This window comes from Streptomyces sp. NPDC048436, from assembly GCF_043200355.1.
In the GTDB taxonomy this organism is placed as follows: Bacteria; Actinomycetota; Actinomycetes; order Streptomycetales; family Streptomycetaceae; genus Streptomyces.
The window spans coordinates 29,609-55,171 of sequence record NZ_JBICXP010000015.1 but is presented as its reverse complement, the minus strand read 5'-3'; the positions used below and the strand labels follow the sequence as shown (position 1 = coordinate 55,171).

The following is a 25,563-nucleotide window of genomic DNA, read 5'->3' as shown; positions in this document are numbered from 1 at the left end:
CCGCTCGCTCATTTTCGTACTACTTCCGCAGCTCGATGACGGTCTTGCCGATGCGGATCGGCGCCCCAAGGGGAACGGGCGTCGGGGTGGTGAGTCGGGTCCGGTCGAGATACGTGCCGTTGGTGGACCCGAGATCCTCGACGATCCACTGGCCGTCGCGGTCCGGGTAGATCCTGGCATGCCTGCTGGACGCGTAGTCGTCGTCCAGCACGATCGTCGAATCGTGCGCCCGGCCCAGCGTGATGGTCTGGCCCTGCAGGGCGACCGTCGTGCCCGCGAGGATCCCTTCGGATACGACCAGCTTGCTGGGGGCGCCACGGCGCTGCCGCCCGCCGCCCTGCTGCTGGCGCTGGGGAGGTGGTGTGGCCGCCTGCTGTTGCTGGCGGGCGGCCTGCTGCGGACGCGCGTTCTCACGGCGCGAACCGCGCTGCGTGACACGCGTCCCGAACAGGTCGCTTCGGATGACCTGGACGGCCACGATCACGAACAGCCACAGAACGGCTAGGAAACCCAGCCGCATGACCGTCAGGGTCAGCTCTGACATTGCCCCCGCTTCACCCTTCGGCTTGCCGGTAAACGATGGTGGTTTGGCCCACGACGATCCGCGAGCCGTCGCGGAGCGTAGCGCGGGTGGTGTGCTGCCCGTCTACCACGATGCCGTTGGTAGACCCGAGATCCTGGATCGTCGAGGGCGTTCCGGTCCGGATCTCACAGTGCCGGCGCGATACGCCGGGGTCGTCGATCCGCACATCGGCGTCGGTGCTGCGACCCAGCACCAGCGTCGGGCGGGAGATCTGATGGCGATTGCCGTTGATCTCGATCCAGCGCCGCACCTGCGCACCCGGAAGGGGCCCCGCGCCGGGGCCCTGCGGGCGGTTGGGTACTGGTGCCGGGCCGCCGGGACGTCCGCCCGGAGGCGGCGCGGCGGGCATGGGAGGAGCGCTGGAGGGCTGCTGCGGATAGCCGTAGCCACCGCCGCCGCCCGCACCGGCTGCGGGGGGCCTGCGGTCCGCGGGGCCTTGACCCGCGTGACCGGCTGGGCCGGGGCCCGCGCCGTGACCCGGGCCCGTGGAGCCCGCAGGGGCGCGCTCCGGGCTCTGGGAGGTGCTGGACGCGAGCGTGCGGCTGCGCACTCGGTACAGACCCGTGTCGAGGTCCTCGGCCTTCTCCAGGTGGACCTTGATGGGGCCCATGAAGCTGTACCGCTGCTGCTTGGCGTACTCGCGCACCATCCCGGAGAGCTCGTCGCCGAGCTGCCCCGAGTAGGGGCTCAGGCGCTCGAAGTCGGGCGCGCTGAGCTCCACGATGAAGTCATTGGGGACGACGGTCCGCTCGCGGTTCCAGATCGTCGCGTTGTTGTCGCACTCGCGCTGCAGGGCGCCGGCGATCTCGACGGGCTGGACCTCGGACTTGAACACCTTGGCGAAGGTGCCGTTGACGAGACCTTCGAGTCGCTGCTCGAACTTCTTCATGACTCCCATGGGGCACCTCCTCCGTCGTAGTCATCCTGGTACTGCTTACTGATCGTATCCACGCGCCGGGAAATCGGCTGGTTCCCCCTGTCCGCCCAGTCGCTGAGTGTCGCCTCTCACAAGGCATGCCCGCGCTGGGGTTCCGGGATCCTTCCGGGCTCCTCTCGGGCTCCTCTAGGAGGGATCGTAGAGGGGGCCTCAAACCAGTGTCCCGCACCCGACTGCGGACCTTCGCCGGGTACGGCGGAAGTCGGTCGGCCGGAGGGCCACCCGGCGGTCGCCGGTCGGCATCGCCTGGGGGCAGGTGCCCCCGAATACGGATGTGAACCCACCCTCGGCACCGTGCTAATCTTCTGGATGTCGGCAGGCGCTCACACCAAGCAGTTCGCAGCAAGCGGTGAGAGACCGAAGACAACACCCATGCGCGGGTGGCGGAATAGGCAGACGCGCTGGATTCAGGTTCCAGTGCCCGAAAGGGCGTGGGGGTTCAACTCCCCCCTCGCGCACCATGTGGAGCGGGTCTCCATCAGGACGAAAGTTCTGGTGGAGGCCCGCTTTTCGTTGTGCCGCAGCCACCGCGCGGTCTCTTGGTGATCTATGTCACCGGTAGCCGTCGGGGGCGCCGGGTTGTCCACAGATCCCGGGTTATCCACAGGCTCTGACGCTGTCCGGCGCCCGGCGGTACCTTCAATGCCAGGTGATGGCCGTGGGGGTCGCCGGGACGGTGGGGGTGGTCATGGCGCAGGTCAAGGCAGAGTTCGAGGCGCAGCCCGAGGAGCGCTTCAAGGGCGTGCGGCTGCCGTACGTGGAGGGGTTCGCGGGAGGGCTCGCGGCGGGCCCGGGGGTTTCGCCGAAGCGGGAGGGCAAGGCGCTGCGAGGGCGCGTGAGCCGTGCCTCGCACGAGTGGTTCGCCGAGGACGACGGCCGCCCTGACCCGGTCGCCGCCGTGGAGGAGTCCAACCGCGGCAGGATCCCCGAGCTGGCGCCGATCCGGATGGGCAGGATGGCCGCGACGCCCTTCGCCTTTCTCCGCGGCTCCGCCGGTCTCATGGCGTACGACCTCGCGCGGACCCCTTCGACGGGGATCGGCGCCCAGATATGCGGTGACGCGCACGCGGCGAACTTCGGTCTGTACGGGGACGCGCGGGGCGAGCTCATCATCGACCTGAACGACTTCGACGAGACGGGGCACGGGCCCTGGGAGTGGGACGTGAAGCGGCTCGCGGCCTCCCTGGTGCTCGCGGGGCGTGAGGCGGGGGCCGACGAGGACGTCTGCCGGGAAGCGGCGTTCGACGCGGTGGGGGCCTACCGCCGCACGATGCGGCTGCTGGCGAAGCTCCCGTCGCTCGACGCGTGGAACGCCATAGCGGACGAGGAGTTGGTCTCGCACACGGACGCGCGCGATCTGCTCGGCACCCTGGAACGGGTCTCCGAGAAGGCCCGCCAGAACACGAGCGCCCGGTTCGCCGCCAAGTCCACCGAGCCGGTGGATGCCGGGGGTGATGGTGCCGGTTCTCGGGGGCGCCGCTTCGTCGATGCCCCGCCGGTGCTGCGGCGAATACCGGACGCGGAGGCGGCCGAGGTCGCGTCCGCGCTCGGGGAGTATCTGGGCACGCTCCCCGAGGACCGGCTGCCGCTCCTCGCGCGGTACGCGATCCAGGACGTGGCGTTCCGCGTCGTGGGCACGGGAAGCGTCGGCCTGCGGTCCTATGTGGTCCTGCTGCTCGACCACCGGGGCGAGCCACTGGTGCTCCAGGTCAAGGAGGCGCGGCCCTCCGCGCTGCTTCCGTACCTGCCCGCGGCGGGCTTCGCGGTGCCCAAGGCCGAGCACGAGGGGCGCCGGGTGGTGCTCGGGCAGAAGCGGATGCAGGTGGTCAGCGACTTCTTGCTCGGCTGGACGACGGTGGCCGAAAAGCCTTTCCAGGTACGGCAGTTCAGGAACCGCAAGGGAAGCGTGGACCCCGCGGCCCTGGCCGCCGACCAGATGGACGACTACGGCCGGATGACCGGGGCCCTGCTGGCCCGCGCCCACGCGCACAGCGCCGACCCACGCCTCATCGCCGGGTACGCGGGCAAGAACGACGAGCTGGACGAGGCGGTGGCGGGGTTCGCGGTGGCCTACGCCGACCGCACGGAGGCCGACCACGCCGAGCTGGTGCGCGCCGTCAAGGAGGGACGGGTGGCTGCGGAGGCGGGGGTGTGAGGGGTGGGGGGTGAGGGGGAGGGCGGGGAGGGGAGGGGAGGGGGGGAGAGGGGGCCCGGAGGCGGCTCTCGGGGCCTCGTGGGCCGTCGCGGGCCGGGCGGTGTGCCGGTGGCCTACGCTGGACGGGTGACGACCCCGGAAGCCGAGCCGACGCAGCCCCAGACGCCTGATCCCGTGACCATGACCGCTGGTCACCAAGGCCCTGACGGGGCGGCCGGGCAGGATGGCGCCGGGCGGCCGGAGGACCGGCTCGAAAAGGCGGTGCGCGCGGCCGAGCAGGCGCTGATCGAGTACGAGATCGCCGTGGAGACGTTCCGGGTCGAGGTGGAGAACTTCTCCCGGCTGCACCACCAGAAGCTCGGCCCGATGTACGCGCGCCTCGACGAGCTCGACGCGGACATCGCCGAGGCCAAGGCGGCCCGCAGCGGTGACCCCGAGGACCGGCGCAAGGCGGACGAGGCGCGGGCGCGGGTCATGCCGATGCCGGGCGTCGAGGAGCTGTTCCACGGCTGGATGGACGGCGAGGGTCTCTACCCGGAGGCCGCGGCGATGCTCACCGATCAGTCGGTTCGGCCCCCGCAGCGGGTGCGGCCGAGCGACGAGGCCCGCAAGCTCTACCGCGAGCTGGTCCGCAAGTCCCACCCCGACCTGGCCCAGGACGACCAGGAGCGCGACCGCCGTGAGGAGTTCATCACGCGGGTCAACGCGGCCTACGCGCGTGGGGACGAGCCCCTGCTGCGGGAGCTTTCCGAGGAGTGGGCCGCCGGGCCGGTGCGTGAGCAGCGGTGGCCCAGCAAGAGCGAGGAGCTCTACGCCCGCCTTGAGTGGCTCTCCCAGCGCAAGGAACTGCTCAGCGTGGTCGCCCGGGAGCTGGAGGAGGGTGCGATCGGCGCGATGCTGCGGATGGCGCCGGACGATCCCGATCAGCTTCTCGAGGAGATCGCCGAGCAGCTGCTCGCGCAGGTCACCGAGCGCGAGGCGGAGCTTGCGCGGCTGACCGCGTAGCTCGCGCGGCTGACCGGGCGCCCCGTCGGGTAGCGTCGGGGCATGGCTTTCGGATCACAGGTGCCCACGGTCGGGATCGGCGAACTCGCGCCCGACGCCTTTCTCCTTGATGTCCGCGAGGACGACGAATGGCAGGCGGGCCACGCCGCGGGTGCGCTGCACATCCCGATGAGCGAGTTCGTCTCCCGCTACGGCGAGTTGACCGAGGCCGCCCCGCAGGACGGCAAGGTCAACGTCATCTGCCGGGTCGGCGGACGCTCGGCGCAGGTCGCCATGTACCTCGTCCAGCAGGGCATCGACGCCGTGAACGTCGACGGCGGCATGCAGAGCTGGGAGGCCGCGGGGCGGCCCGTCGTCGATGGCAAGGGCCAGCCGGGCGCCGTGATCTAGCTCTTTTTCGGCTGCGGTTCAGCCGAGGGGGTGGGCGGCCAGGAGGTCGCCCAGTGCTTCCTCGTGTGCCGCGGCCGGGCCGAGGGAGAGCTCCAGCTGCTTGGCCCAGGCGTGGTACCGGTGCAGGGGGTAGTCGGTGTCGGATCCGAAACCGCCGTGCAGATGCTGGGCCGTCTGTACGACCCTGCGGACCCCGTCCGACGCCCAGATCTTGGCGACCGCCACATCACCTGTGGCGGGCAGGGCGCCGCTCGCCCCCGTGCTGATCCGCCAGGCGGCCTGCCAGAGGGTGACCTCCATCGCGCGCAGGTCTATGTAGCGGTCGGCTGCCTGCACCGCCACGGCCTGGAAGGTGGCGACGGGGTAGCCGAACTGCTCGCGCTTGCTGGTGTATTCGCCGGTCATGCGCAGTACCCCCTCGCCGAGGCCGAGCGCTAGGGCGCAGGTGCCAGTGGCGAGCAGATCGCGCAGCCAGTCCCATGCGCCGTCGGCCTCGATGACGTCGGCGCCGTCGATGCGTACGGAGTCCAGGCTGAGTTCGCCGAGGCGTTCACCGCTCGTGGACACCTGGTCGGCGAGGGTGAGGCCTTCGTGGACGCGGGGGACCAGGGCGAGGACGGACCGGCCTGCGGCTGTGTGGGCGGGGACCACGATGAAGTCGGCGTTCTGGGCCCAGGGCACGGCTGTCTGTATGCCGTCGAGCAGCCATCGGTCGCCGTCCTGCCGTGCGGTGACGGCGAGTTCGGCGGGGTCGTGCCCCGTGCGGCCGTTCGCCGCGACGGTCAGGACGATCTCGCCGCGGGCGGCTCCCGGCAGGATCCGCTGCTTCAACTCCGGGCCGCCGTAGGTCTGTACGGCGTAGGCGGCTGAGCTGCTCTCCAGGAGCGGTATCCGGGCGAGCCGCCTCGCGGATTCGCGCAGGACCAGGCAGAGGGCGATGGCGTCCAGGCCCGCACCGCCGTGCTCGGGGTCGAGCAGCAGGCTGAGCAGGTCGGCGTCGGCGAGCTTGGCCCACAGTGCGCGGTCGAAGTCCTCGGCGACGGCGCCCGGTACGAGGGCGGGGCTCGGCACTGTGTCGGGCGCGACGGAGGCGAAGAGTGCCTTCGCCGCTTCGACGGCCGCCTGCTGTTCCTCGGTGAAGGTGAAGTCCACTGCTTGTCCTCCCGTGCACCGGCCGATCGACGGCCCCATTGTTTCTGACGGGTCGTCACGATGGGTCGTCAAGATAGAACAGGTTCTATGGGAAGGGAACAGCGGCAGAGGGACGGCGCCCGTTCAATGGCGCCCGCTCAGCGGTCGAAGTCCAACTCCACCGTGTCCGTGGCCGGATGCGACTGGCACGCGAGCACATATCCGGCCTCCGTCTCCTCCGGCTCCAGCGCGAAGTTGCGGTCCATCCGCACCTCGCCCGAGACCCGGAAGGCCCGGCAGGTCCCGCAGACCCCGCCCTTGCAGGCGTACGGCGCGTCCGCGCGGTTGCGCAGCACGGTGTCGAGCAGGGACTCCCCGTCCTGCACCGGCCAGGTGCCGGAGCGGCCGTCGAGCGTCACCGTCACGGTGCTGTGCGCGGGGGCGGACTTCGCGGCGGCGGACATCGCCGCCACGGGCGCCGGCGAGCTGAGGCCGTCGTCCACGTGGAATATCTCCTCGTGGATGCGCTGACGCGCCACACCCAGGCCGCGCAGCGTCTTCTCCGCGCCCTGCACCAGACCGAACGGACCGCACAGGAACCAGTCGGCGATCTCGTCGACCGGCAGCAGCGCGGGCAGCAGCCTGCCCAGCCTCTCCTCGTCGAGCCGTCCGGAGTCGAGGCCCGACTGCTGCTCCTCCCGGGAGAGCACCGTGACCAGCTGGAACCGGTCCGGCCAGCGGTCTTTGAGGTCGGCGACCTCCTCCAGGAACATCGTCGACGCGGCGGTGCGGTCGCTCCGGATGAGGCAGAACGTGGCTTGCGGTTCCTGCTCCAGGAGTGTCGTGACGATGGAGAGCACCGGGGTGATGCCGCTGCCGCCGACCACCGCCGCATAGCGGCCCGGGGCTGGTTCCAGCGTGAAGCGCCCGGCCGGCGTCATCACCTCAAGCTCATCGCCGACGACGACTTCCTTGTGGGCGTACGTCGAGAATGCACCGCCTTCGACCAGGCGCACCCCCACCCGCAGGGTCCGTGGCTCCGAGGGGTCTGTGGGGCGTGGGGCGGGCGCACAGATCGAGTACGTACGCCGGATCTCGGTGCCGTCGACGAAGCGGCGGACGGCGAGATGCTGACCCGGTGCGTAGCGGTACTCCTCGCGCAGTGCGGGCGGCACCTCGAAGGTGAGCGTCACGGAGTCGTCGGTGAGCTGCTCGACCGCCGCTACCCGGAGCTGGTGGAAGCGCGCCATCACAACTCCTTGAAGTGGTCGAACGGTTCACGGCAGGACACGCATCGGCGCAGGGCCTTGCAGGCCGTCGACGAGAAGCGGCTGAGCAGCTCGGTGTCGGTCGAGCCGCAGTGCGGGCAGCGGACCGAGAGGGTGAGCGGTATCGGCCCGCCATCGGTGCCGGCACCGCTGCCGGGCCCTGGGGTGCTGTGCGGGCGCGGCGGCGCGATGCCGAACTCCGCCAGTTTGCGGCGGCCCTCGGCGCTGATGTCGTCCGTGGACCAGGCGGGCGAGAGCACCGTACGCACGGAGACCTCGGCCATGCCGTGCTCGTGCAGCACCTGCTCGATGTCGGCCGTCATGGTCTCTATGGCCGGACAGCCGGTGTACGTGGGGGTCAGCTCGACATCGACCTTCCCCGGGGCGCTGACGCGCACGCCGCGCAGTACCCCCAGCTCGGCCAGGGTGATGACCGGCAGCTCCGGGTCGGGTACCGAGCCCGCGAGGGCCAGGAGCTCCTCCTCGAGCGCGGTGGTCACCATGACGCCCCCGGGTGGCTGCGGTGCAGATGCTGCATCTCGGCGAGCATCCGCCCGAAGGGCTCGGTGTGCAGACCCTGGCGGCCCGCGCCCGCGGCCCAGGCCCCTTCCTGGGGGCCGGAGGGAACGGTCAGTGTCGCTTTCTCGATGACCGAGGTCACCGAGGCCGTCCACTCCTCCCGCAGTGCCTGCCAGTCGACCCCGCTGGAACGGCTGGTGCTCTGCAGGGCTTCCAGCGGCTGGAACATCTCCCCGGTGAACCGCCAGAGCGTGTCGAGCCCGCGCGCCATCCGCTCGTGGCTCTCGCCCGTCCCGTCACCGAGCCGCAGCGTCCACTGCTCCGCGTGATCCTGGTGGTAGGCGACCTCCTTGACCGCCTTGGCCGCCAGTGGGGCGAACTCGCCCTCTCCGCTCGCCAACTGCCCGTACAGCAGCTTCTGGTAGGTGGAGAAGTAGAGCTGGCGGGCGATGGTGTGCGCGAAGTCGCCGTTCGGCTGCTCGACCAGCTGGAGGTTGCGAAAGGCGCGCTCCTCGCGGAGGTAGGCCAGTTCGTCCTCGTCGCCGGCCAGGGAGAGCAGGACACGGGCCTGGCCGAGCAGGTCGAGGGCGATGTTCGCGAGGGCGACCTCTTCTTCGAGGACGGGTGCGTGGCCCGCCCACTCCCCCAGCCGGTGCGAGAGCACCAGCGCGTCATCGCCCAGGGCGAGGGCCGCGGCGAATGTCGTCGGGCTCAGGGGCGCGGTCACAGGTGCTTCACCCCCTCCGGGATTTCGTAGAAGGTCGGGTGGCGGTAGGGCTTGTCGCCTGCCGGTTCGAAGAACGAGTCCTTCTCGTCCGGCGAGGAGGCGGTGATCTGGGTGGACGGCACGACCCAGATCGAGACGCCCTCGCTCCTGCGCGTGTACAGATCGCGCGCGTTGCGCAGGGCCATCTCCGCGTCCGGGGCGTGCAGGCTGCCCGCGTGCGTGTGGGAGAGCCCGCGGCGGGAGCGCACGAACACCTCCCACAGCGGCCAGTCGGTCGAGCTGCTCATGCCTTCGCCTCCCCGTGCTTGGCGGCGAACGCCGCTGCTGCCTCGCGCACCCAGGCGCCTTCGTCGTGCGCGCTCTTGCGCTGGGTGATCCGCTGTTCGTTGCAGGGGCCGTTGCCCTTGAGGACCGCCCAGAACTCCGTCCAGTCGATCGCCCCGAAGTCGTGCTGTCCCCGCTCTTCGTTCCACACGAGGTCCGGGTCGGGGAGGGTCAGTCCGAGCGACTCGGCCTGGGGGACGCAGATGTCCACGAAGCGCTGGCGCAGCTCGTCGTTCGAGTGGCGCTTTATCTTCCAGGTCATCGACTGTTCCGAGTGCGACGACTCGTCGTCGGGCGGGCCGAACATCATCAGGGACGGCCACCACCAGCGGTCCACCGCGTCCTGTGCCATCGCGTGCTGGGCCTCGGTGCCGCGGCTGAGGGCGAGCAGCGATTCGTACCCCTGGCGCTGGTGGAACGACTCCTCCTTGCAGACGCGGACCATCGCGCGGGCATAGGGGCCGTACGAACAGCGGCAGAGCGGGACTTGGTTGGTGATCGCGGCGCCGTCCACCAGCCAGCCGATCGCGCCGACGTCGGCCCAGGTCAGCGTCGGGTAGTTGAAGATCGACGAGTACTTCTGGCGGCCGGAGTGGAGCTTGTCGAGCAGCTCGTCACGGCCGGTGCCGAGGGTTTCGGCCGCGCTGTACAGATACAGGCCGTGGCCGGCCTCGTCCTGCACCTTGGCCATCAGGATCGCCTTGCGCCGCAGGGACGGGGCGCGCGTGATCCAGTTCGCCTCGGGCTGCATGCCGATGATCTCGGAGTGGGCGTGCTGCGCTATCTGCCTGACCAGCGAGGCGCGATAGGCGTCGGGCATCCAGTCACGCGGCTCGATGCGCTCGTCGGCCGCCACGGCGGCGTCGAACGCGGCCTCGTACGCCGCTGTGCGGGCGGCGTCGGCCGCTGCCCGGTCCGGTTCGGACCGGGCCGTCTGGTGCTCGGCTGCTGTCGCCATCGCGGTCCCCCTCGACCTTTAGCTGGCTACCGACCGATCGTTCGGTTCGTGGAATTCAATGGTGCGGCTCAGCGCCATAAGGTGTCAACCCTGTGGATAACTTCACGGACGCTGTGCCTGGCGGGCAGGCATGAGTACCGTTCCGGTGCTAGGCGGGCGGTAGAGAGCCGTGTGACGGGCGGGCCGACGTGCGCGTCAGCGTGCGGGATCGGGAATCGGGGCGGAATGGACGCGAACGACAACAACGCGAACGAGCCGCCGCCGCGATCCGCCGAGGGCTTCGGCGGCTCTCCGCCAGTCGGCGGACTCGCCGATGGACGCGCCGACGGGCCCGCCAATGCTTCACTGCTCAACAATTCCGCCGACCCCCCACTGAGCGGTGGCTCCGCCGGTTCCTCACCGATCCCCGCCCCCGCCCCGCGCCGCGCCGGCCTCGCCGCCCTCTCCCCGCGCTACCAGGTCGCCGCCGTCCTCGCGCTCGCCCTCATCACCGTCACGGCCTGCGTCCACGTCGGGATGCTCTTCCTCCATGTGGCCCCCTCGAACACCATGACCAAGCAGCACGGGCAGGTCATCGACGACTGGGTCTACCCCGAGTTCGAACAGAACTGGAAGCTCTTCGCGCCCAACCCGATGCAGCAGAACATCGCGGTGCAGGCCCGCGCCGAGATCCGTACGGAGAGCGGGACCACCCGGACCACCGCCTGGTACGACCTCTCCGCACGCGACGGCGCCGCCATCGACGGCAATCCGCTCCCCAGCCACACGCAGCAGAACGAGCTGCGACGGGCCTGGGACTTCTACGTAGCCGCGCACGACACGCAGAATCGTCCCCGCGGCCTGCGCGGACAGCTCGCGGAGCGCTATGTGCGCCGGATCGTGATGATGCGCCTCGACCGCGAGGAGCCCGTGGGCCGGGGCGCCACCATCGAGCGCGTCCAGGTCCGCTCCAGGACCACGAACGTGCCCGCCCCGGAGTGGAGTGACGAGAAGATCGCCACCAAGCCGGTACTGCGTCAGCTCCCGTGGTGGTCGGTGACGCCCGACGACATGCCCCTGGGCAAGGCCCAGGGCTCGCGGGGGGATGCCCGATGAACCGCTTCGGCGCCTTGCTCGGGCGCGGCATCGAGCGGATCACCGCATCCGCGCTCGGCCCGTACCAGACCGCCGTGATCCGCATCGGCTTCGCCGCCACCTGGCTGCTCTTCCTGCTGCGCGAACTCCCCCACCGCCACGAGCTGTACGGGCCCGACAGCCCCTGGAACTGGGACATGGCCCAGCAGCTCATCGCGGAGAACGACGCCTTCACGGCGCTGATGTGGTCCGACGGGCGCGTCTGGTTCGAGGTCCTCTACGCGCTCGCCGTCCTGAGCAGCGCCCTGCTGATGCTGGGCTGGCGCACACGCACGATGTCCGTGCTGTTCATGATCGGCGTGCTCTCCCTGCAGAACCGCTCCATCTTCATGGGAGACGGCGGCGACAACGTCATCCATCTGATGGCGACCTACCTGGTATTCACGCGCTGCGGCCAGGTCTGGTCGCTGGACGCCCGTCGCACGGCACGCGCGCGTGCCACGTCGGTCCAGGAACTGGGGAAGCCGGGGAAACCGAGTAAGCCGGGGACGTCAGAGAAGCCGGGGACGTCAGGGGAGCCGGTCGACAAGGTCGGGCCCGCGCTGTGGTGGGTCCTTGGACTGGCCCTCTCCGTGGTGACCTTCATGGGGGAGCTCAGCGGAGGCTGGCTGCTGGTCTTCTGGGGACTGTGGCTGGCGCACGGCCTGTGGTGGTCCGTCGGGCGTCGCGCGCCCCACGGTGAGGCGCGCATGACGCTCGACGTCATCGTGAAGCTCGCGCACAACGCGGCACTGCTCGTGATCATGGTCGAGGCGTGTCTGATCTACTCGACGGCAGGCTGGTACAAGATCCAGGGCAGTCGGTGGCAGGACGGCACGGCGGTCTACTACCCGCTGCGTCTGGACTACTTCTCCCCCTGGCCCGCGCTCTCCGACCTGCTCGCCTCGCACGGCCTCATGGTGATGCTGGTGACGTACGGGACGGTCGCCGTGCAGGTCGCCTTCCCCTTCACCCTTTTCAACAGGCGCGTCAAGAACGTCCTGCTGGCCGCGATGATCTGCGAGCACGCGTTCATCGCGGTCCTCCTCGGACTGCCGTTCTTCTCGCTCGCGATGATCGCGGCCGACGCGGTGTTCCTGCCCACGTCGTTCCTGCGGCGCCTCGGCGGATGGGTGACGCGCGCGCGTGGAGCGCTGTTCTCGCGCGGCGGTACGGTGCCTGGGCAGCGCGCGGCGGACGAGGAACCGGCCAGGGAATCCACCGAGCACGCGCGCGTAGGCTTCCCTTCATGAACGGGACGCACGCGCGATGAGCATCAACGGGACACGCGCGCGATGAACGAGACGCACCAACGTGATCCGGACGACGCCGTGCGTGCCTGGCGGGCGCTCGCCGACACCTCCGTGCTCCTGGACGGCTTCCACGCCATCAAGCACGCGCTGCGCTTCAAAGCGACCATCCCCGCGGCGCTGACCAGCGACACGGCCGCCGTACTCGCCCTGGCCGACGAGCTCGCGCCTGATGTGCGCGGCGCCCTGGAAACACTCCTCGTGGAGATCCCGGACGGCACCTTGCGTCACCTTGTGCCGCGACTGCACCCCACGGGGGTCGCCGCCCTCGCGGTGCGTCCTTCGCGTACGGCCAATCTGGAGGCACTGGCACGCATGCCGAGGTCCGCGCCAGTCGTCGTCCTCGACGATCCCCGCAATCTGGGCAACGCGGGGGCCGTGATCCGGCTCGCCGCGGGGTTCGGGGCGACGGGCGTCGTCACGACCGGCACGCTCGACCCCTGGCACCCCACCGTCGTACGCGGAGGTGCGGGCCTGCACTTCGCCACGGCCGTCGAGCGGATGGACGTCGAGGAGCTGCCGCCGGGGCAGGTGTACGCGCTCGACGCGGAGGGCGTGGACATCCGCGGCCTCAAGCTGCCGGACGACGCCGTGCTGGCCTTCGGGTCCGAGCGCAGCGGCCTGTCCGCGCGGCTGCGGGACCGCGCCGACCACTTGGTGTCCCTGCCGATGCGGCCCCAGGTCTCCAGTTACAACCTGGCCACCAGCGTCGGGATGACGCTCTTCCACTGGTCGGCGGGCAGGCCCCCGGGCACGGAGGCCTGAACCCGCCGGGAGTGTCAGGCGTCCCTGCGCACCTCCACCACGCGGAAGCGGTTGGCCACGAACGCGCCGTCGCACAGGGCCGCGTTCGCCGCCGGGTTGCCGCCCGAGCCGTGGAAGTCCGAGAAGGCCGCCGTCTGGTTCACATAGACGCCGCCCGTGAGGTTCAAGGAGAGCTGGGCGCACTCCTCAAGGCAGGTCTCCTCCACGGCTTCGGACACCTCGTCCGACGTCGTGTACGCGCCGACGGTCATCGCGCCCTTGTCGCGCACCGTGCGGCGCAGCAGCTCCACGGCGTCCGTGGAGGAGTCGACGGCCACGGCGAAGGAGACGGGCCCGAAGCACTCGTTGAGATAGACCGCCTCGGTGTCCGGCTTCGCGCCGTCCAGTTTGACGATCACCGGGGTGCGCACGACGGCGTCCGGGAACTCCGGGTTGGCGATCTCCCGTGAGGGGAGGGCCACTTCGCCGAGTCCGGCCGCGGCGTCGAGGCGGGCCTTGACGTCCGGGTTGACGAGGGCTCCGAGGATGCCGTTCGCACGGGCGTCGTCGCCGAGCAGGCCGTTCACCGAGGCCGCGAGGTCGGACACCACTTCGTCGTACGACTTGGCGCCCGCGTCCGTCGCGATGCCGTCGCGCGGGATCAGGAGGTTCTGCGGGGTCGTGCACATCTGGCCGCTGTACAGCGACAAGGAGAAGGCGAGGTTGGACAGCATCCCCTTGTAGTTGTCCGTCGAGTCGACGACGACCGTGTTCACGCCGGCCTTCTCCGTGTAGACCTGCGCCTGGCGGGCGTTGGTCTCCAGCCAGTCACCGAAAGCCGTCGATCCCGTGTAGTCGATGATCTTGATTTCGGGGCGGACGGCGAGGGTCTTGGCGATGCCCTCGCCGGGGCGCTCGGCGGCCAGGCACACGAGGTTCGCGTCGAAGCCCGCCTCGGAGAGGACCTCGCGCGCGATGCGCACGGTCAGCGCGAGCGGCAGCACCGCGCGCGGGTGGGGCTTGACCAGGACCGGGTTGCCGGTGGCCAGGGACGCGAACAGGCCGGGGTAGCCGTTCCACGTGGGGAACGTGTTGCAGCCGATCAGGAGCGCGATGCCGCGAGCGACGGGCGTGAAGCGCTTGTCCAGCGCGATCGGGTCGCGCTTGCCCTGGGGCTTGGACCACTCGGCGGCGTCGGGGGTGCGCGCCTGCTCCACGTACGCGTACGTCACCGCTTCCAGGCCGCGGTCCTGGGCGTGCGGGCCGCCCGCCTGGAAGGCCATCATGAAGGCTTGGCCGCTGGTGTGCATGACCGCGTGCGCCATCTCGTGCGTGCGCGCGCTGATGCGCGAAAGGATCTCCAGACAGACCATCGCGCGCACTTCCGCGCCCGCGTCGCGCCAGGCGCGCATTCCGGCACGCATCGCAGGCAGCAGGGTGTCGATGTCCGGGTGGGGGTAGGTGATCCCCAACTCCGGGCCGTACGGAGAGGTTTCCGCGCCTGTCCAGTCGTCCGTGCCCGGTTGGCCGAGGTCGAAGCGGCTGCCCAGGAGGGCGTCGAAGGCGGCTTTGCCCTCGGGCAGGCTCAGGCTGCCGTTCTCTCCGTAGGCCTTGGGGTGCTCGGGGTGCGGCGACCAGTACGCGCGCGTGCGGATCGTCTCCAGCGCCTGGTCGAGCGTGGGCCGGTGCGTGGCGATCAGCTGGTGCGCGGTGAGTTCGGCGGCCATATCGGACCAACTCCTCGTCGAGCCGGCTCTTCGTCGAGCCGGCGAGCTGGGCAGGGCAGTGGGCAGGAACAGACGGACAGAGCTAGAGTAACCGAACGATCGGTCGGGACAAGGGGGTCCGCCGAACCTGTGGACAACTTCTCGCCGGGCACCCCCGCACCCTCCGGCGGGCACCACGTGCGGGAGGATCGCGAGCATGACAGCACTCGAGCTCAGCAGCGCCGTTGCCGTGGTCGGCACCGGCACCATGGGGCAGGGCATCGCTCAGGTCGCCCTGCTGGCGGGCCACCCGGTGCGGCTCTACGACGCCGTGGAGGGCCAGGCGAAGAAGGCTGCCGCCGCGATCGCGGCCCGCCTGGACCGGCTGGTCGAGAAGGGCAGGCTGACGGCCGAAGGCCGGACCGCCGCAGGGGAGCGCCTCACGCCGGTCGAGCGCATCGCCGAGCTGGCCGGATGCGGACTCGTCATCGAGGCGGTCCTGGAGCAACTACCCGTCAAACAGCGCCTCTTCGAAGAGCTGGAAGAGATCGTCTCCGAGGACTGCCTCCTCGCCACCAACACGTCCTCCCTCTCCGTCACCGCCATCGCCGGCACCCTCAAGAAGCCCGGCCGCTTCGTCGGCCTGCACTTCTTCAACCCGGCCCCGCTCCTCCCTCTCGTCGAGGTCGTCAGCGGCTCCGCGACCGGGGAAACGGCGGCCACGCGCGCGTACGAGACGGCGCTGGCCTGGGGCAAGACGCCGGTACGCAGTGCGGACACCCCGGGCTTCATCGTCAACCGTGTCGCCCGGCCCTTCTACGCCGAGGCGCTGCGTCTGTACGAGGAGCGGGTCGCCGACCCGGCCACCATCGACGCCGTGCTGCGCGAATGCGGCGGCTTCAAGATGGGCCCCTTCGAGCTCACCGACCTCATCGGCCAGGACGTGAACGAGGCCGTCACCCGCTCCGTGTGGGAGTCCTTCTTCCAGAACCCCAAGTTCACGCCCTCGCTCGCCCAGCGCCGGCTCGTCGAATCACGCCGCCTGGGCCGAAAGTCGGGGCAGGGCTGGTACGCGTACGGGGACGACGCCCCGCGCGCGGAGCCGCACACGGCGGCGCCCGCGCCCGCCCCGGCGTCCGTCGCGGTGCACGGGGAACTGTTCCAGGCGCACGACCTTGCCGGGCTGATCGACGACGCCGGGATCGACCTCGTACACAAAGAGCCCTTCGACCCCGACCGCCCCGGCTGGATCGAACTGCCCAGCGGTGTGCGGATGTTCCTGAGCGACGGTTCCGCCGGGGACGACGCCGAGACGGCGGTGATCCAGTTCGATCTCGCGCTGGACTACCGTTCCGCGACCAGGATCGCCTTGGCCCCCTCCGTAGCGGTGAGCGAGGACCAGCTCAACGAGGCCGTGGGCCTCTTCCAGGCGCTGGGCAAGCAGGTCAGCGTCGTCGCCGACGTCCCGGGGATGATCGTGGCCCGTACCGTCGCCATGCTCGTCGACTTCGCCCAGGACGCCGTCGGGCGCGGTGTCGCCAGCAGGGAGGACATCGACACGGCGATGCGCCTGGGCGTCAACTACCCGCGCGGACCACTCGCGTGGGGCGAGGAGCTCAGCGCGCACTGGGCCGTCGACACCCTGGAATGCCTGCACCAGGAGTACCCCACCGGCCGCTACGCGCCGTCCCAGGCGCTACGCCGCGCGGCAGCGCGAGAGGACCTCTTCGCATGACCACCACCAGGCGCGACACGTACACCCCGGAGACCCTCCTGACGGTGGCGGTCCGGGCCTTCAACGAGCGCGGCTACGACGGCACGTCCATGGAGCACCTCTCCAAGGCGGCCGGGATCTCCAAGTCGTCGATCTACCACCACGTCTCGGGCAAGGAGGAGCTGCTGCGCCGCGCGGTGAGCCGGGCGCTCGACGGGCTCTTCGGGATCCTCGCCGAGGAGCACGCGCGCGTGGGCACCGCCGTGCAGCGCCTGGAGCACGTCACGCGCCGCACCGTCGAGGTGCTGATCGCCGAACTGCCCTATGTGACGCTGCTGCTGCGCGTGCGCGGCAACACCGACACCGAGCGGTGGGCCATGGAGCGGCGCAGGGAGTTCGACCAGCAGGTCGCCGATCTCCTGAAGGAGGCCGTCGCCGACGGCGATCTGCGCTCGGACGTCGAGCTGCGCCTGGCCACCCGGCTGCTCTTCGGGATGATCAACTCCATCGTGGAGTGGTACCGCCCGGACGCCCGTGGCGCCTCTTCGGGGGAGCAGGTCGCCGACGCCGTCGTCCAGCTGGCCTTCGCGGGGCTGCGCAGCGAGAGCTGACAGGTCAGCCCTCCGCCTCCAGGTCGTCCTCCTCGAAGACCAGCAACGTACGCGTGCTGAGTACTTCGGGGATGGACTGCAGCCGGGTCAGGACCAGTTCGCGCAGCGCGCGGTTGTCCGGCGTGTGCACCAGGAGCAGTACGTCGAAGTCTCCGCTGACCAGAGCGATGTGAGAGGCGCCGGGCAGGGTGCGCAGATGGTCGCGGACCGTGCGCCAGGTGTTCTGGACGATCTTGAGCGTGATGTACGCGGACGCGCCCTGGCCCGCCCGTTCGTGGTTGATCCGGGCGCCGAAGCCGCGTATCACCCCGTCGTCGATGAGGCGGTTGATCCGCGCGTACGCGTTGGCTCGTGACACATGCACGCGCTCGGCCACGGCACGTATCGACGCGCGACCGTCCGTGTGCAGGATCTGCAGGATGTCGCGGTCGATCGAATCCAGAGCGCGGGGCAGCTCCTCCGAGCGGTCACCGGACCTGCCTGCCGGGCGATCACCGTCGCGTCCGTCGGCCATTCGTTCAGATGCCATGTCCCCCCGCCTCCCTACCATGGACGTACTGCGTCCATCCCAGGCTGTGCAGAACCGTTTGTCCACAGCCTGGGGGTGCCTGTAGCCAAAATGTGCCGACGACCGAACAATCGGTAGGTGAGGCGCCTCACATTGCCGCGCCTCATTTGCCGCTCCCCACGAGGAGACCGCTTCCACATGGAGGTGCCGACATGACGGTCATGGAGCAGCGGGGCGTCTACCGGCCCACCCCGCCACCCGCATGGCAGCTCAGGACCGATCCCGCGCCGCTGCTGCCCGACGCGGAGCCCTACCGCGTCCTGGGTACGGAGGCCGCGGACAAGGCCGACGAGCAGCTCCTGAGCCGTCTGTACGCCCAGCTGGTGCGCGGACGGCGGTACAACACGCAGGCGACGGCCCTGACGAAGCAGGGCAGGCTCGCCGTCTATCCGTCGAGCACCGGCCAGGAGGCGTGCGAGGTGGCCGCCGCGCTCGTCTTGGAGGAGCGCGACTGGCTCTTCCCCAGCTACCGGGACACCCTCGCCGCGGTCGCCCGTGGCCTCGACCCCGTCCAGGCGCTGACCCTGCTGCGCGGCGACTGGCACACCGGGTACGACCCTCGCGAGTACCGCATAGCGCCGTTGTGCACCCCTTTGGCGACCCAGCTCCCGCACGCCGTGGGCCTCGCGCACGCCGCGCGCCTCAAGGGCGACGACGTGGTCGCGCTCGCCATGGTCGGCGACGGCGGCACCAGCGAGGGCGACTTCCACGAGGCGCTGAACTTCGCGGCCGTCTGGCAGGCACCCGTCGTCTTCCTGGTGCAGAACAACGGCTTCGCGATCTCCGTTCCGCTCGACAAGCAGACGGCCGCCCCGTCCCTGGCCCACAAGGCCGTCGGGTACGGAATGCCGGGACGCCTGGTGGACGGCAACGACGCGGCGGCGGTGCACGACGTGCTGACCGACGCGGTCTCCCGCGCACGAGCGGGCGGCGGCCCCACGCTGGTCGAAGCGGTGACGTACCGCATGGAGGCCCACACCAACGCCGACGACGCCACGCGCTACCGAGGTGACGCCGAGGTCGAGGCCTGGCGCGAGCACGACCCGATCCTGCTCCTGGAGCGGGAGCTGACGCAGCGCGGCCTCCTCGACGAGGACGGGATGCGGGCGGCCCGCGACGACGCCGACGCCATGGCGGCCGACCTGCGCGAACGGATGAACCAGGACCCCGAGCTGAACCCCATGGACCTCTTCGCCCATGTCTACGCCGAACAGACCACTCAACTGCGCGAGCAGGCCGCCCTGCTGAGGGCGGAGCTCGAAGCATCCGACGAAGACGCCGCAACCGGCGCTGACGCCGCGCACGGCGAGGGGAACGGGCGATGAGCACGGTCGCGGCCGAACGGGCCACCAAGAAGGCCGCCAAACCGGCCACCATGGCGCAGGCGCTCGGGCGCGCGCTGCGTGACTCCCTGGCCGAGGACCCGGCCGTCCATGTCCTCGGAGAGGACGTCGGAGCGCTCGGCGGAGTCTTCCGGGTCACCGACGGACTCACCAAGGAGTTCGGCGAGGACCGCTGTACGGACACCCCGCTCGCCGAGGCGGGCATCCTCGGGACAGCTGTCGGCATGGCGATGTACGGGCTTCGGCCGGTCGTCGAGATGCAGTTCGACGCGTTCGCCTACCCCGCCTTCGAGCAGCTGATCTCCCATGTGGCGCGGATGCGGAACCGCACCCGCGGCGCGATGCCGCTGCCCATCACGGTGCGTGTGCCCTACGGGGGCGGCATCGGGGGAGTCGAGCACCACAGCGACTCCTCCGAGGCGTACTACATGGCGACTCCGGGGCTCCATGTCGTCACGCCGGCCACCGTCGAGGACGCCTACGGCCTGCTGCGGGCCTCCATCGCATCCGACGACCCGGTCGTCTTCCTGGAGCCGAAGCGCCTCTACTGGTCCAAGGCCGACTGGAACCCGGACGCGCCGCAGGCCGTTGAACCCATAGGCCGTGCCGTGGTGCGGCGCAGCGGTCGTAGCGCGACGCTCCTCACGTACGGGCCGTCCGTGCCCGTCTGCATGGAGGCGGCCGAGGCGGCGGTCGCCGAGGGATGGGACCTCGAGGTCGTCGACCTGCGCTCCCTCGTGCCCTTCGACGACGAGACGGTGGCCGCATCCGTGCGGCGGACCGGGCGCGCGGTCGTCGTGCACGAGTCGGGGGGCTTCGGCGGCCCCGGCGGAGAGATCGCCGCCCGCGTCACGGAGCGGTGCTTCCACCACCTGGAGGCGCCGGTCCTGAGGGTGGCCGGGTTCGACATTCCCTATCCGCCGCCGATGCTGGAGCGGCACCATCTGCCCGGTGTGGACCGGATTCTGGACGCGGTCGCGCGGTTGCAGTGGGAGGCGGAGAACTGATGGCTCAGGTGCTGGAGTTCAAGCTGCCCGATCTCGGCGAGGGGCTCACCGAGGCGGAGATCGTCCGCTGGCTGGTGCGGGTCGGGGACGTAGTCGCCGTGGACCAGCCGGTCGTCGAGGTGGAGACGGCCAAGGCGATGGTGGAGGTGCCCTGCCCGTACGGAGGCGTGGTGACGGCCCGCTTCGGTGAGGAGGGGGCCGAGCTGCCGGTGGGCGCGCCGCTCCTTACGGTCGCCGTGGGCGCTGCGGCTGGTGCTGCGGCCGGGGCCCCGGCTCCGGAGGAGCCCGCGGAGAGGGCCCTGCAGACGGCTGCCGCCGAGGAGTCGTCGGGCAACGTCCTGGTCGGATACGGCACGGCGGCGGCGCCCGCGCGGCGCAGGAGGGTGCGGTCGGCGGGCCTTGGCCGGCAGCCGGTCCCACGGGTGGCCCCGCAGGAGGAGCCGTCGATGCTGCCGGCGGCGCCGGAGCCGTGCGCGCCGTCCGAGCCGGCGGGGCGTGGTGTGCCGCAGTTGGCGGACGGTCCTGTGCCGGTGATCTCCCCCCTCGTACGCAAGCTGGCCCGTGAGAACGGCCTGGAACTGCGGGAGTTGACGGGCACCGGTCCCGACGGGCTGATCACGCGGGCCGATGTGGAGGGCGCCATCGCGGCGGAGAAGACCGTCACGAGCGGGTCCACGTTCGCCCCGGCCCGGGAGCCGAGTGTGGCCGGGCGCGACGACAGCGCTTCGGCGGGCGGGGAGGTCCGGTATCCGCTGACCGGGATCCGGGGGCTCGTCGCGGACAAGATGTCCCGCAGCAGGCGCGAGATACCGGAAGCGACCTGTTGGGTGGATGCCGACGCGACCGAACTGCTCGCGGCGCGCGCCGCGATGAACGGTGCCGTGAAGGAGGGCGAGGGTGCCGGGCGGAAGGTCTCGCTGCTCGCGCTGTTCGCCCGCATCAGCGTGGCCGCGCTGGCGCGCTACCCGATGCTGAACTCCACCGTGGACATGGAGGCCCGCGAGGTGGTCCGTCTTGCCGACGTCCATCTCGGCTTCGCCGCGCAGACCGAGCGCGGTCTCGTCGTCCCCGTCGTCAGGAACGCGGACAGGCGGACCACCGACTCGGTCAACGATGAGCTGATCCGGCTCACCGAGATCGCCAGGGAAGGAAAGCTGACGCCGGGGGAACTGACGGGCGGCACGTTCACGTTGAACAACTACGGGGTGTTCGGGGTCGACGGCTCCACGCCGATCATCAACCATCCCGAGGCGGCCATGCTCGGGGTCGGCCGGATCGTGCCCAAGCCATGGGTGCACCAAGGGGAGTTGGCGGTGCGGCACGTCGTGCAGCTCTCCCTCACCTTCGATCACCGGGTCTGTGACGGCGGCACGGCGGGCGGGTTCCTGCGGTACGTGGCGGACTGTGTGGAGCAGCCGGCGGTGTTGCTGCGCTCGGTGTGAGGGGTGTGAGGGGTGTGAGTCCGCGGACAAGGGGGTGGCTTTGATCCCTCGTACGCCCATACTCGGGGGATGACCGCGCAGAGGGCTCCGGGTGGCGCCGTGACAGCCGCCTCGAACACCGCCCCGAACGCCGCCCCGAACGAGGCTTCGTCGGCGACCGAAGCCGCGTACGACGCCGTGGTGCTCGCGGGAGGCGGTGCCAGGCGGCTCGGCGGTGTGGACAAGCCGGGGGTGCGGGTGGGCGGCCGGGCGCTGCTCGACCGGGTGCTCGGCGCGTGCTCCGGCGCGGGTACGACCGTGGTCGTCGCCGCGCCTCGGCCTACCGCCCGCCCTGTCGTGTGGGCGCGCGAGGAGCCCGCCGGGGCCGGGCCGCTGGCCGCGCTCGACGCGGGGCTGCGGTGTGCGGGGGCGGAGTGGGTGGTGGTGCTCTCCGCCGATCTGCCGTTCCTGGGGGAGCCGACCGTCCGGCGCCTTCTCGCCGCGCTGCGGGACAGCGGTGCGGACGGTGCGGTGCTGCGGGACCCCGGCGGCCGGGACCAGCCGCTGGTCGCGGCGTACCGGCGTGCGTCGTTGCGGCGTGAGATCGGGGTGCTCGCGGCAGAGCACGACGGTCTGACGGGGCTTCCCCTGCGGTCGCTCACCGCGCGGCTCGAACTCACCCGGGTCGCGGACGCCGTGGCGTCCTTCGACTGCGACACCTGGGACGACATCGCGGCCGCCAGGGCGCGGATCAGGGAGCATGGGCACGTGTTGGATGAATGGATTTCCGCAGTCAAGGACGAACTGGGCATCGAGCTCGACGTCGACACCGGCCTTCTGCTCGACCTCGCCCGCGACGCCGCGCACGGCGTGGCCCGGCCAGCGGCCCCGCTGACCACGTTCCTCGTGGGGTACGCGGCGGCGACGGCCGCGGCGGGCGGCGGGCCAAAAGCGGTGGCCGATGCGGCGCGCAAGGCGGCGGCGCTTGCCGTGCGGTGGGCGGAGGAGAGTGCCCCCGGGGCGGAAGGGGAGACGGCGGCCGGCGCGGCGCCGGATGCCGGTCCTGGGTCCGGCTCCGCTTCCGGAGCGGCGCGGGATGGGCGGTCCGACGCGCGGCCGGATGCCGGATGAGTGGGCAGCCCGCGCCGGACGCCGAGCTGGACGAGGCTCTCGCGCTGGTGAACGACGACCATGGCCGCCGTACCGGCAGGCTCGCCGAGGGGGAGCCTCCCGCGCCGGCTGGAGATGGCCGCCGGGGCGTGGCGGGTGCGTCCGCCTCGGGTGCCTCGTCCGCAGGGTCCGCTTCGGGCGACCAGGAGCGGGGCGATGCGTCGCTGCCTCCGAGTACGCCTGCCGGGCCTGCGGCGTCGGCTGTGCCTGCCGGGTCTGCCGGGTCCGCCGCCTCCACCGAGCCCTCAGCGCCAGCTCCCCGCCGACAGTCGGCCACGCGGAACGGCGGCTCCGGTGAGCCCGGAGAGCGGCGCGGCCAGGGCTCGCTGAACACGCGGGGTTCTGCCGAGGGACACGCCTCGGGCGGCCCTGCCACCCCCAGCGGGCACGCCGCCCCGAGCGGACCCGGAGCCTCGGCCGGCCCCGACGCCCCCGCCACCCCCCAGGGACCCGACGCCCCCGCCACCCCCAAGGAACCCAGCACCCCCGCCACCCCCCGAAACATCACCCCCTGGCCCCAAGCCCGCACCACGGCCGAGCAGGCCCCGGGACCCGCCCCCGGATCAGCCCCCTTGAACCGCTCCACCCCCCTCCCCCTCCCCCAAGCCCTCGGCCAAGCCCTATCCACCCCCCTCACCGCCCTTACCGATCTCCCCTCCTTCGACACCTCCGCCATGGATGGCTGGGCCGTCGCGGGGCCCGGGCCCTGGGACGTCCGGGCCGGGGGGATTCTGGCCGGGCAGGGGCAGCCGGAGGCGTTGTCCGACGGGGAAGCCGTACGGATCGCGACCGGGGCGCGGATTCCTCGGGAGGCCACCGCCGTCATCCGCAGTGAGCACGGCGTGACCGATGACAAGGGGCGGCTGTACCCCCAGCGGGACGTCACGCACGGGCAGGACATCAGGCCGCGCGGCCAGGAGTGCCGCTCCGGGGATCAACTCCTGCCGGGCGGCACCCTGGTGACCCCGGCGGTGCTCGGGCTCGCGGCGGCTGCCGGGTACGACGAACTGGCGGTGGTCCCCCGGCCCCGTGCCGAAGTGCTGATCCTGGGCGATGAGTTGCTGACGGAGGGACTCCCCCACGAGGGCCTCATCCGCGACGCCCTCGGGCCGATGCTCCCGCCGTGGCTGCGCTCACTCGGCGCGGACGTCATCGCCGTACGCAGGCTCGGAGACGACGCGGAGGCGCTTCACCAGGCGATCACGACCTCCACCGCCGACCTCATCGTCACCACCGGAGGTACCGCCTCCGGCCCCGTCGACCACGTCCACCCCATCCTGCGCCGCATCGGCGCCGAACTCCTCGTGGACGGCGTCGCGGTGCGCCCCGGGCACCCCATGCTGCTCGCCCGCATCCGCCCCGACCAGCACCTCGTCGGCCTCCCCGGCAACCCGCTCGCCGCGGTCTCCGGCCTTCTGACGCTGGCCGAGCCCCTGCTGCGCGCGCTCTCGGGGCGCCCCGCCCCGTCGCCGTACACCGCTGTTCTCCGCGATGACGTGCACGGGCACCCGCACGACACCCGTCTCGTCCCCGTCACCCTCGACGACGACCAAGCGGTGCCGCTGCACTACAACGGCCCTGCGATGCTGCGCGGGGTCGCGGTGGCCGACGGGCTCGCGGTCGTCCTGCCGGGTGGCGCGCGGCACGGCCAGGAGCTGGAGGTCCTCGACCTCCCGTGGGCCGTCCCGGGCCTGGGCGGCGACGCGGCCGGGGAGTGTTTCACGTGAAACTTCCCGGCCATGACGCGATCGCCCGCAACCCCGACGAGCACCTCGTCACCCACCGGATCAAACTGCCGCGCCAGGTCGTCGAGCGGCCCCTGCGGCAGGTCGCCAAGCGGCTCCTCATGGCGCTCGCGGTGCTCGCCCTGACGACGTTCATCGTCTGGATCGACCGCGACGGCTATCACGACAACTCGGACAGCGGACTCGACTTCCTCGACGCCGCCTACTACTCCACCGTGACGCTCTCCACCACCGGCTACGGCGACATCGTCCCGTACAGCGACAGCGCGCGGCTCTGCAACATTCTCCTGATCACGCCGCTGCGCGTGCTCTTCCTGATCATCCTGGTCGGCACCACCCTTGAAGTCCTGACGGAACGTACGCGCGAGGAATGGCGTCTGAACCGCTGGAGGTCCAACTTGCGTGAACACACCGTGGTCGTCGGCTTCGGCACAAAGGGCCGCTCCGCGATCCAGACCGTCTGCGCGACCGGTCTGAAGCCCGAACAGATCGTGGTCGTCGACCCGAGCGCGAAGGTCGTCGACGCCGCCACGGCGGAGGGGTACGCGGGCGTCATCGGCGACGCGACCCGCAGCGACGTACTGCTCCGTGCCGAGGTGCAGCGGGCCCGGCAGATCATCATCGCGACGCAGCGTGACGACACCGCCGTCCTCGTCACGCTGACCGCCCGGCAGATGAACCGCGGGGCGAAGATCGTGGCCGCGGTGCGCGAGGAGGAGAACGCGCCGCTCCTTCGGCAGTCCGGCGCCGACGCGGTGATCACCAGCGCCAGCGCGGCGGGGCGGCTGCTCGGCCTCTCGGTGCTCAGCCCCAGCGCGGGCATGGTCATGGAGGACCTGATCCAGCAGGGCAGCGGACTCGATCTCGTCGAGCGGCCGGTGATAAAGGCCGAGGTGGGGCTGGGGGTTCGCGAGACGGAGGACCTGGTGGTCAGTGTCGTACGCGGCCATCGGGTGCTCGGGTACGACGATGCCGCCGTGGGAAAGCTGCAATTGATGGACCGGCTGATCACCATCGTCCGGGCCTCGCCCGGGGCGCAGATGGCGCCGGATGTGCGGCCACTGCGGAAGGAGTGACCGTCGGGACCTCGATCCCGGAACGGTGGGAGTAGCCT

General features: G+C 71.2%; 24 protein-coding genes and 1 tRNA gene. 15 read left to right on the top strand and 10 right to left on the bottom strand.

All coding sequences use genetic code 11. From position 1 onward, the window contains the following. Positions 1 to 19: 19 nt before the first annotated feature. Together ACGFX9_RS34880 and ACGFX9_RS34875 are read right to left on the bottom strand one after the other, a co-directional pair. Complete coding sequence (locus ACGFX9_RS34880) at positions 20 to 544, bottom strand: FHA domain-containing protein (RefSeq protein ID WP_361828992.1); 525 nt, start codon at positions 542 to 544, stop codon at positions 20 to 22. Between the two features lie 10 nt (positions 545 to 554). Beyond that, entirely contained in the window at positions 555 to 1,481 is a 927-nt protein-coding gene (locus tag ACGFX9_RS34875; RefSeq protein ID WP_393482657.1) for an FhaA domain-containing protein, read from the bottom strand. A gap of 413 nt (positions 1,482 to 1,894) precedes the next feature. On the opposite strand from ACGFX9_RS34875, the gene ACGFX9_RS34870 reads away from it, so the two are divergent. The 4 genes from ACGFX9_RS34870 to ACGFX9_RS34855 all read left to right on the top strand — a co-directional run bounded on the left by ACGFX9_RS34870 (position 1,895) and on the right by ACGFX9_RS34855 (position 5,070). After that, a tRNA-Leu gene (locus ACGFX9_RS34870) sits at positions 1,895 to 1,981 on the top strand. Positions 1,982 to 2,208: 227 nt separating this feature from the next. After that, on the top strand, positions 2,209 to 3,675 hold the full coding sequence (locus ACGFX9_RS34865) for a DUF2252 domain-containing protein (RefSeq protein ID WP_393482940.1): 1,467 nt from the start codon (positions 2,209 to 2,211) through the stop codon (positions 3,673 to 3,675). A gap of 126 nt (positions 3,676 to 3,801) precedes the next feature. After that, positions 3,802 to 4,680: a J domain-containing protein gene (locus ACGFX9_RS34860; RefSeq protein WP_393482655.1), complete on the top strand. Its 879-nt coding sequence runs from the start codon at positions 3,802 to 3,804 to the stop codon at positions 4,678 to 4,680. A gap of 42 nt (positions 4,681 to 4,722) precedes the next feature. Next, on the top strand, positions 4,723 to 5,070 hold the full coding sequence (locus ACGFX9_RS34855; RefSeq protein ID WP_393482652.1) for a rhodanese-like domain-containing protein: 348 nt from the start codon (positions 4,723 to 4,725) through the stop codon (positions 5,068 to 5,070). Positions 5,071 to 5,088: 18 nt separating this feature from the next. Here the strand turns inward: ACGFX9_RS34855 and ACGFX9_RS34850 are convergent, their stop codons facing one another. The 6 genes from ACGFX9_RS34850 to paaA form a co-directional block, all read right to left on the bottom strand. After that, positions 5,089 to 6,222 carry an acyl-CoA dehydrogenase family protein gene (locus tag ACGFX9_RS34850; protein WP_393482649.1) on the bottom strand — a complete coding sequence of 378 codons (1,134 nt, stop codon included), beginning with the start codon at positions 6,220 to 6,222 and terminating at the stop codon, positions 5,089 to 5,091. Positions 6,223 to 6,359: 137 nt separating this feature from the next. Next, positions 6,360 to 7,451: a 1,2-phenylacetyl-CoA epoxidase subunit PaaE gene (gene paaE, locus ACGFX9_RS34845; protein ID WP_393482646.1), complete on the bottom strand. Its 1,092-nt coding sequence runs from the start codon at positions 7,449 to 7,451 to the stop codon at positions 6,360 to 6,362. After that, positions 7,451 to 7,972 carry a 1,2-phenylacetyl-CoA epoxidase subunit PaaD gene (gene paaD / locus ACGFX9_RS34840; protein WP_393482643.1) on the bottom strand — a complete coding sequence of 174 codons (522 nt, stop codon included), beginning with the start codon at positions 7,970 to 7,972 and terminating at the stop codon, positions 7,451 to 7,453. Before paaD ends, paaE begins: the two co-directional genes overlap by 1 nt. Beyond that, positions 7,966 to 8,715, bottom strand: coding sequence for a 1,2-phenylacetyl-CoA epoxidase subunit PaaC (gene paaC, locus ACGFX9_RS34835; protein WP_393482640.1), 750 nt, complete (start codon positions 8,713 to 8,715; stop codon positions 7,966 to 7,968). Before paaC ends, paaD begins: the two co-directional genes overlap by 7 nt. Then, complete coding sequence (paaB, locus tag ACGFX9_RS34830) at positions 8,712 to 9,002, bottom strand: 1,2-phenylacetyl-CoA epoxidase subunit PaaB (protein ID WP_380958928.1); 291 nt, start codon at positions 9,000 to 9,002, stop codon at positions 8,712 to 8,714. The genes paaC and paaB overlap by 4 nt, the downstream gene beginning before the upstream one ends. Further along, a complete protein-coding gene (gene paaA / locus ACGFX9_RS34825) occupies positions 8,999 to 9,997 on the bottom strand; it encodes a 1,2-phenylacetyl-CoA epoxidase subunit PaaA (protein WP_393482637.1) in 999 nt (332 codons plus the stop codon). The genes paaB and paaA overlap by 4 nt, the downstream gene beginning before the upstream one ends. A 225-nt stretch (positions 9,998 to 10,222) precedes the next feature. On the opposite strand from paaA, the gene ACGFX9_RS34820 reads away from it, so the two are divergent. The 3 genes from ACGFX9_RS34820 to ACGFX9_RS34810 are packed head-to-tail and all read left to right on the top strand — an operon-like array spanning position 10,223 to position 13,185. Next, complete coding sequence (locus tag ACGFX9_RS34820; protein WP_393482634.1) at positions 10,223 to 11,092, top strand: DUF5819 family protein; 870 nt, start codon at positions 10,223 to 10,225, stop codon at positions 11,090 to 11,092. Continuing rightward, on the top strand, positions 11,089 to 12,363 hold the full coding sequence (locus tag ACGFX9_RS34815) for an HTTM domain-containing protein (protein WP_393482631.1): 1,275 nt from the start codon (positions 11,089 to 11,091) through the stop codon (positions 12,361 to 12,363). The genes ACGFX9_RS34820 and ACGFX9_RS34815 overlap by 4 nt, the downstream gene beginning before the upstream one ends. A gap of 42 nt (positions 12,364 to 12,405) precedes the next feature. After that, complete coding sequence (locus ACGFX9_RS34810; RefSeq protein ID WP_393482628.1) at positions 12,406 to 13,185, top strand: TrmH family RNA methyltransferase; 780 nt, start codon at positions 12,406 to 12,408, stop codon at positions 13,183 to 13,185. Positions 13,186 to 13,199: 14 nt separating this feature from the next. Here ACGFX9_RS34810 and paaN read toward each other — a convergent pair whose 3' ends face one another. Continuing rightward, positions 13,200 to 14,891: a phenylacetic acid degradation protein PaaN gene (gene paaN / locus ACGFX9_RS34805; protein WP_393482625.1), complete on the bottom strand. Its 1,692-nt coding sequence runs from the start codon at positions 14,889 to 14,891 to the stop codon at positions 13,200 to 13,202. 196 nt (positions 14,892 to 15,087) lie between these two features. On the opposite strand from paaN, the gene ACGFX9_RS34800 reads away from it, so the two are divergent. Then, complete coding sequence (locus tag ACGFX9_RS34800; protein WP_393482622.1) at positions 15,088 to 16,605, top strand: 3-hydroxyacyl-CoA dehydrogenase; 1,518 nt, start codon at positions 15,088 to 15,090, stop codon at positions 16,603 to 16,605. Further along, a complete protein-coding gene (locus ACGFX9_RS34795) occupies positions 16,602 to 17,195 on the top strand; it encodes a TetR/AcrR family transcriptional regulator (RefSeq protein ID WP_393482619.1) in 594 nt (197 codons plus the stop codon). The genes ACGFX9_RS34800 and ACGFX9_RS34795 overlap by 4 nt, the downstream gene beginning before the upstream one ends. 4 nt (positions 17,196 to 17,199) lie before the next feature. On the opposite strand, the gene ACGFX9_RS34790 is transcribed toward ACGFX9_RS34795, so the two are convergent. After that, positions 17,200 to 17,724, bottom strand: a complete 525-nt coding sequence (locus ACGFX9_RS34790; protein ID WP_393482616.1) for an Lrp/AsnC family transcriptional regulator — start codon at positions 17,722 to 17,724, stop codon at positions 17,200 to 17,202. A 191-nt stretch (positions 17,725 to 17,915) separates the two neighbouring features. Between ACGFX9_RS34790 and pdhA the strand changes: the two genes are divergently transcribed. From pdhA to ACGFX9_RS34760, 6 genes are all read left to right on the top strand, one after another. Further along, positions 17,916 to 19,088 (top strand): pyruvate dehydrogenase (acetyl-transferring) E1 component subunit alpha, encoded by a 1,173-nt coding sequence (gene pdhA / locus ACGFX9_RS34785; protein ID WP_393482612.1) that lies wholly within the window; start codon positions 17,916 to 17,918, stop codon positions 19,086 to 19,088. After that, positions 19,085 to 20,113, top strand: coding sequence for an alpha-ketoacid dehydrogenase subunit beta (locus tag ACGFX9_RS34780; RefSeq protein ID WP_393482609.1), 1,029 nt, complete (start codon positions 19,085 to 19,087; stop codon positions 20,111 to 20,113). Before pdhA ends, ACGFX9_RS34780 begins: the two co-directional genes overlap by 4 nt. After that, entirely contained in the window at positions 20,113 to 21,555 is a 1,443-nt protein-coding gene (locus ACGFX9_RS34775; protein ID WP_393482607.1) for a dihydrolipoamide acetyltransferase family protein, read from the top strand. The genes ACGFX9_RS34780 and ACGFX9_RS34775 overlap by 1 nt, the downstream gene beginning before the upstream one ends. Before the next feature lie 69 nt (positions 21,556 to 21,624). Beyond that, entirely contained in the window at positions 21,625 to 22,665 is a 1,041-nt protein-coding gene (locus ACGFX9_RS34770) for an NTP transferase domain-containing protein (protein ID WP_393482604.1), read from the top strand. A gap of 365 nt (positions 22,666 to 23,030) precedes the next feature. Continuing rightward, positions 23,031 to 24,431, top strand: a complete 1,401-nt coding sequence (locus tag ACGFX9_RS34765) for a molybdopterin-binding protein (RefSeq protein ID WP_393482938.1) — start codon at positions 23,031 to 23,033, stop codon at positions 24,429 to 24,431. After that, positions 24,428 to 25,525 carry a potassium channel family protein gene (locus tag ACGFX9_RS34760; RefSeq protein WP_393482601.1) on the top strand — a complete coding sequence of 366 codons (1,098 nt, stop codon included), beginning with the start codon at positions 24,428 to 24,430 and terminating at the stop codon, positions 25,523 to 25,525. Before ACGFX9_RS34765 ends, ACGFX9_RS34760 begins: the two co-directional genes overlap by 4 nt. Positions 25,526 to 25,563 lie beyond the last annotated feature (38 nt).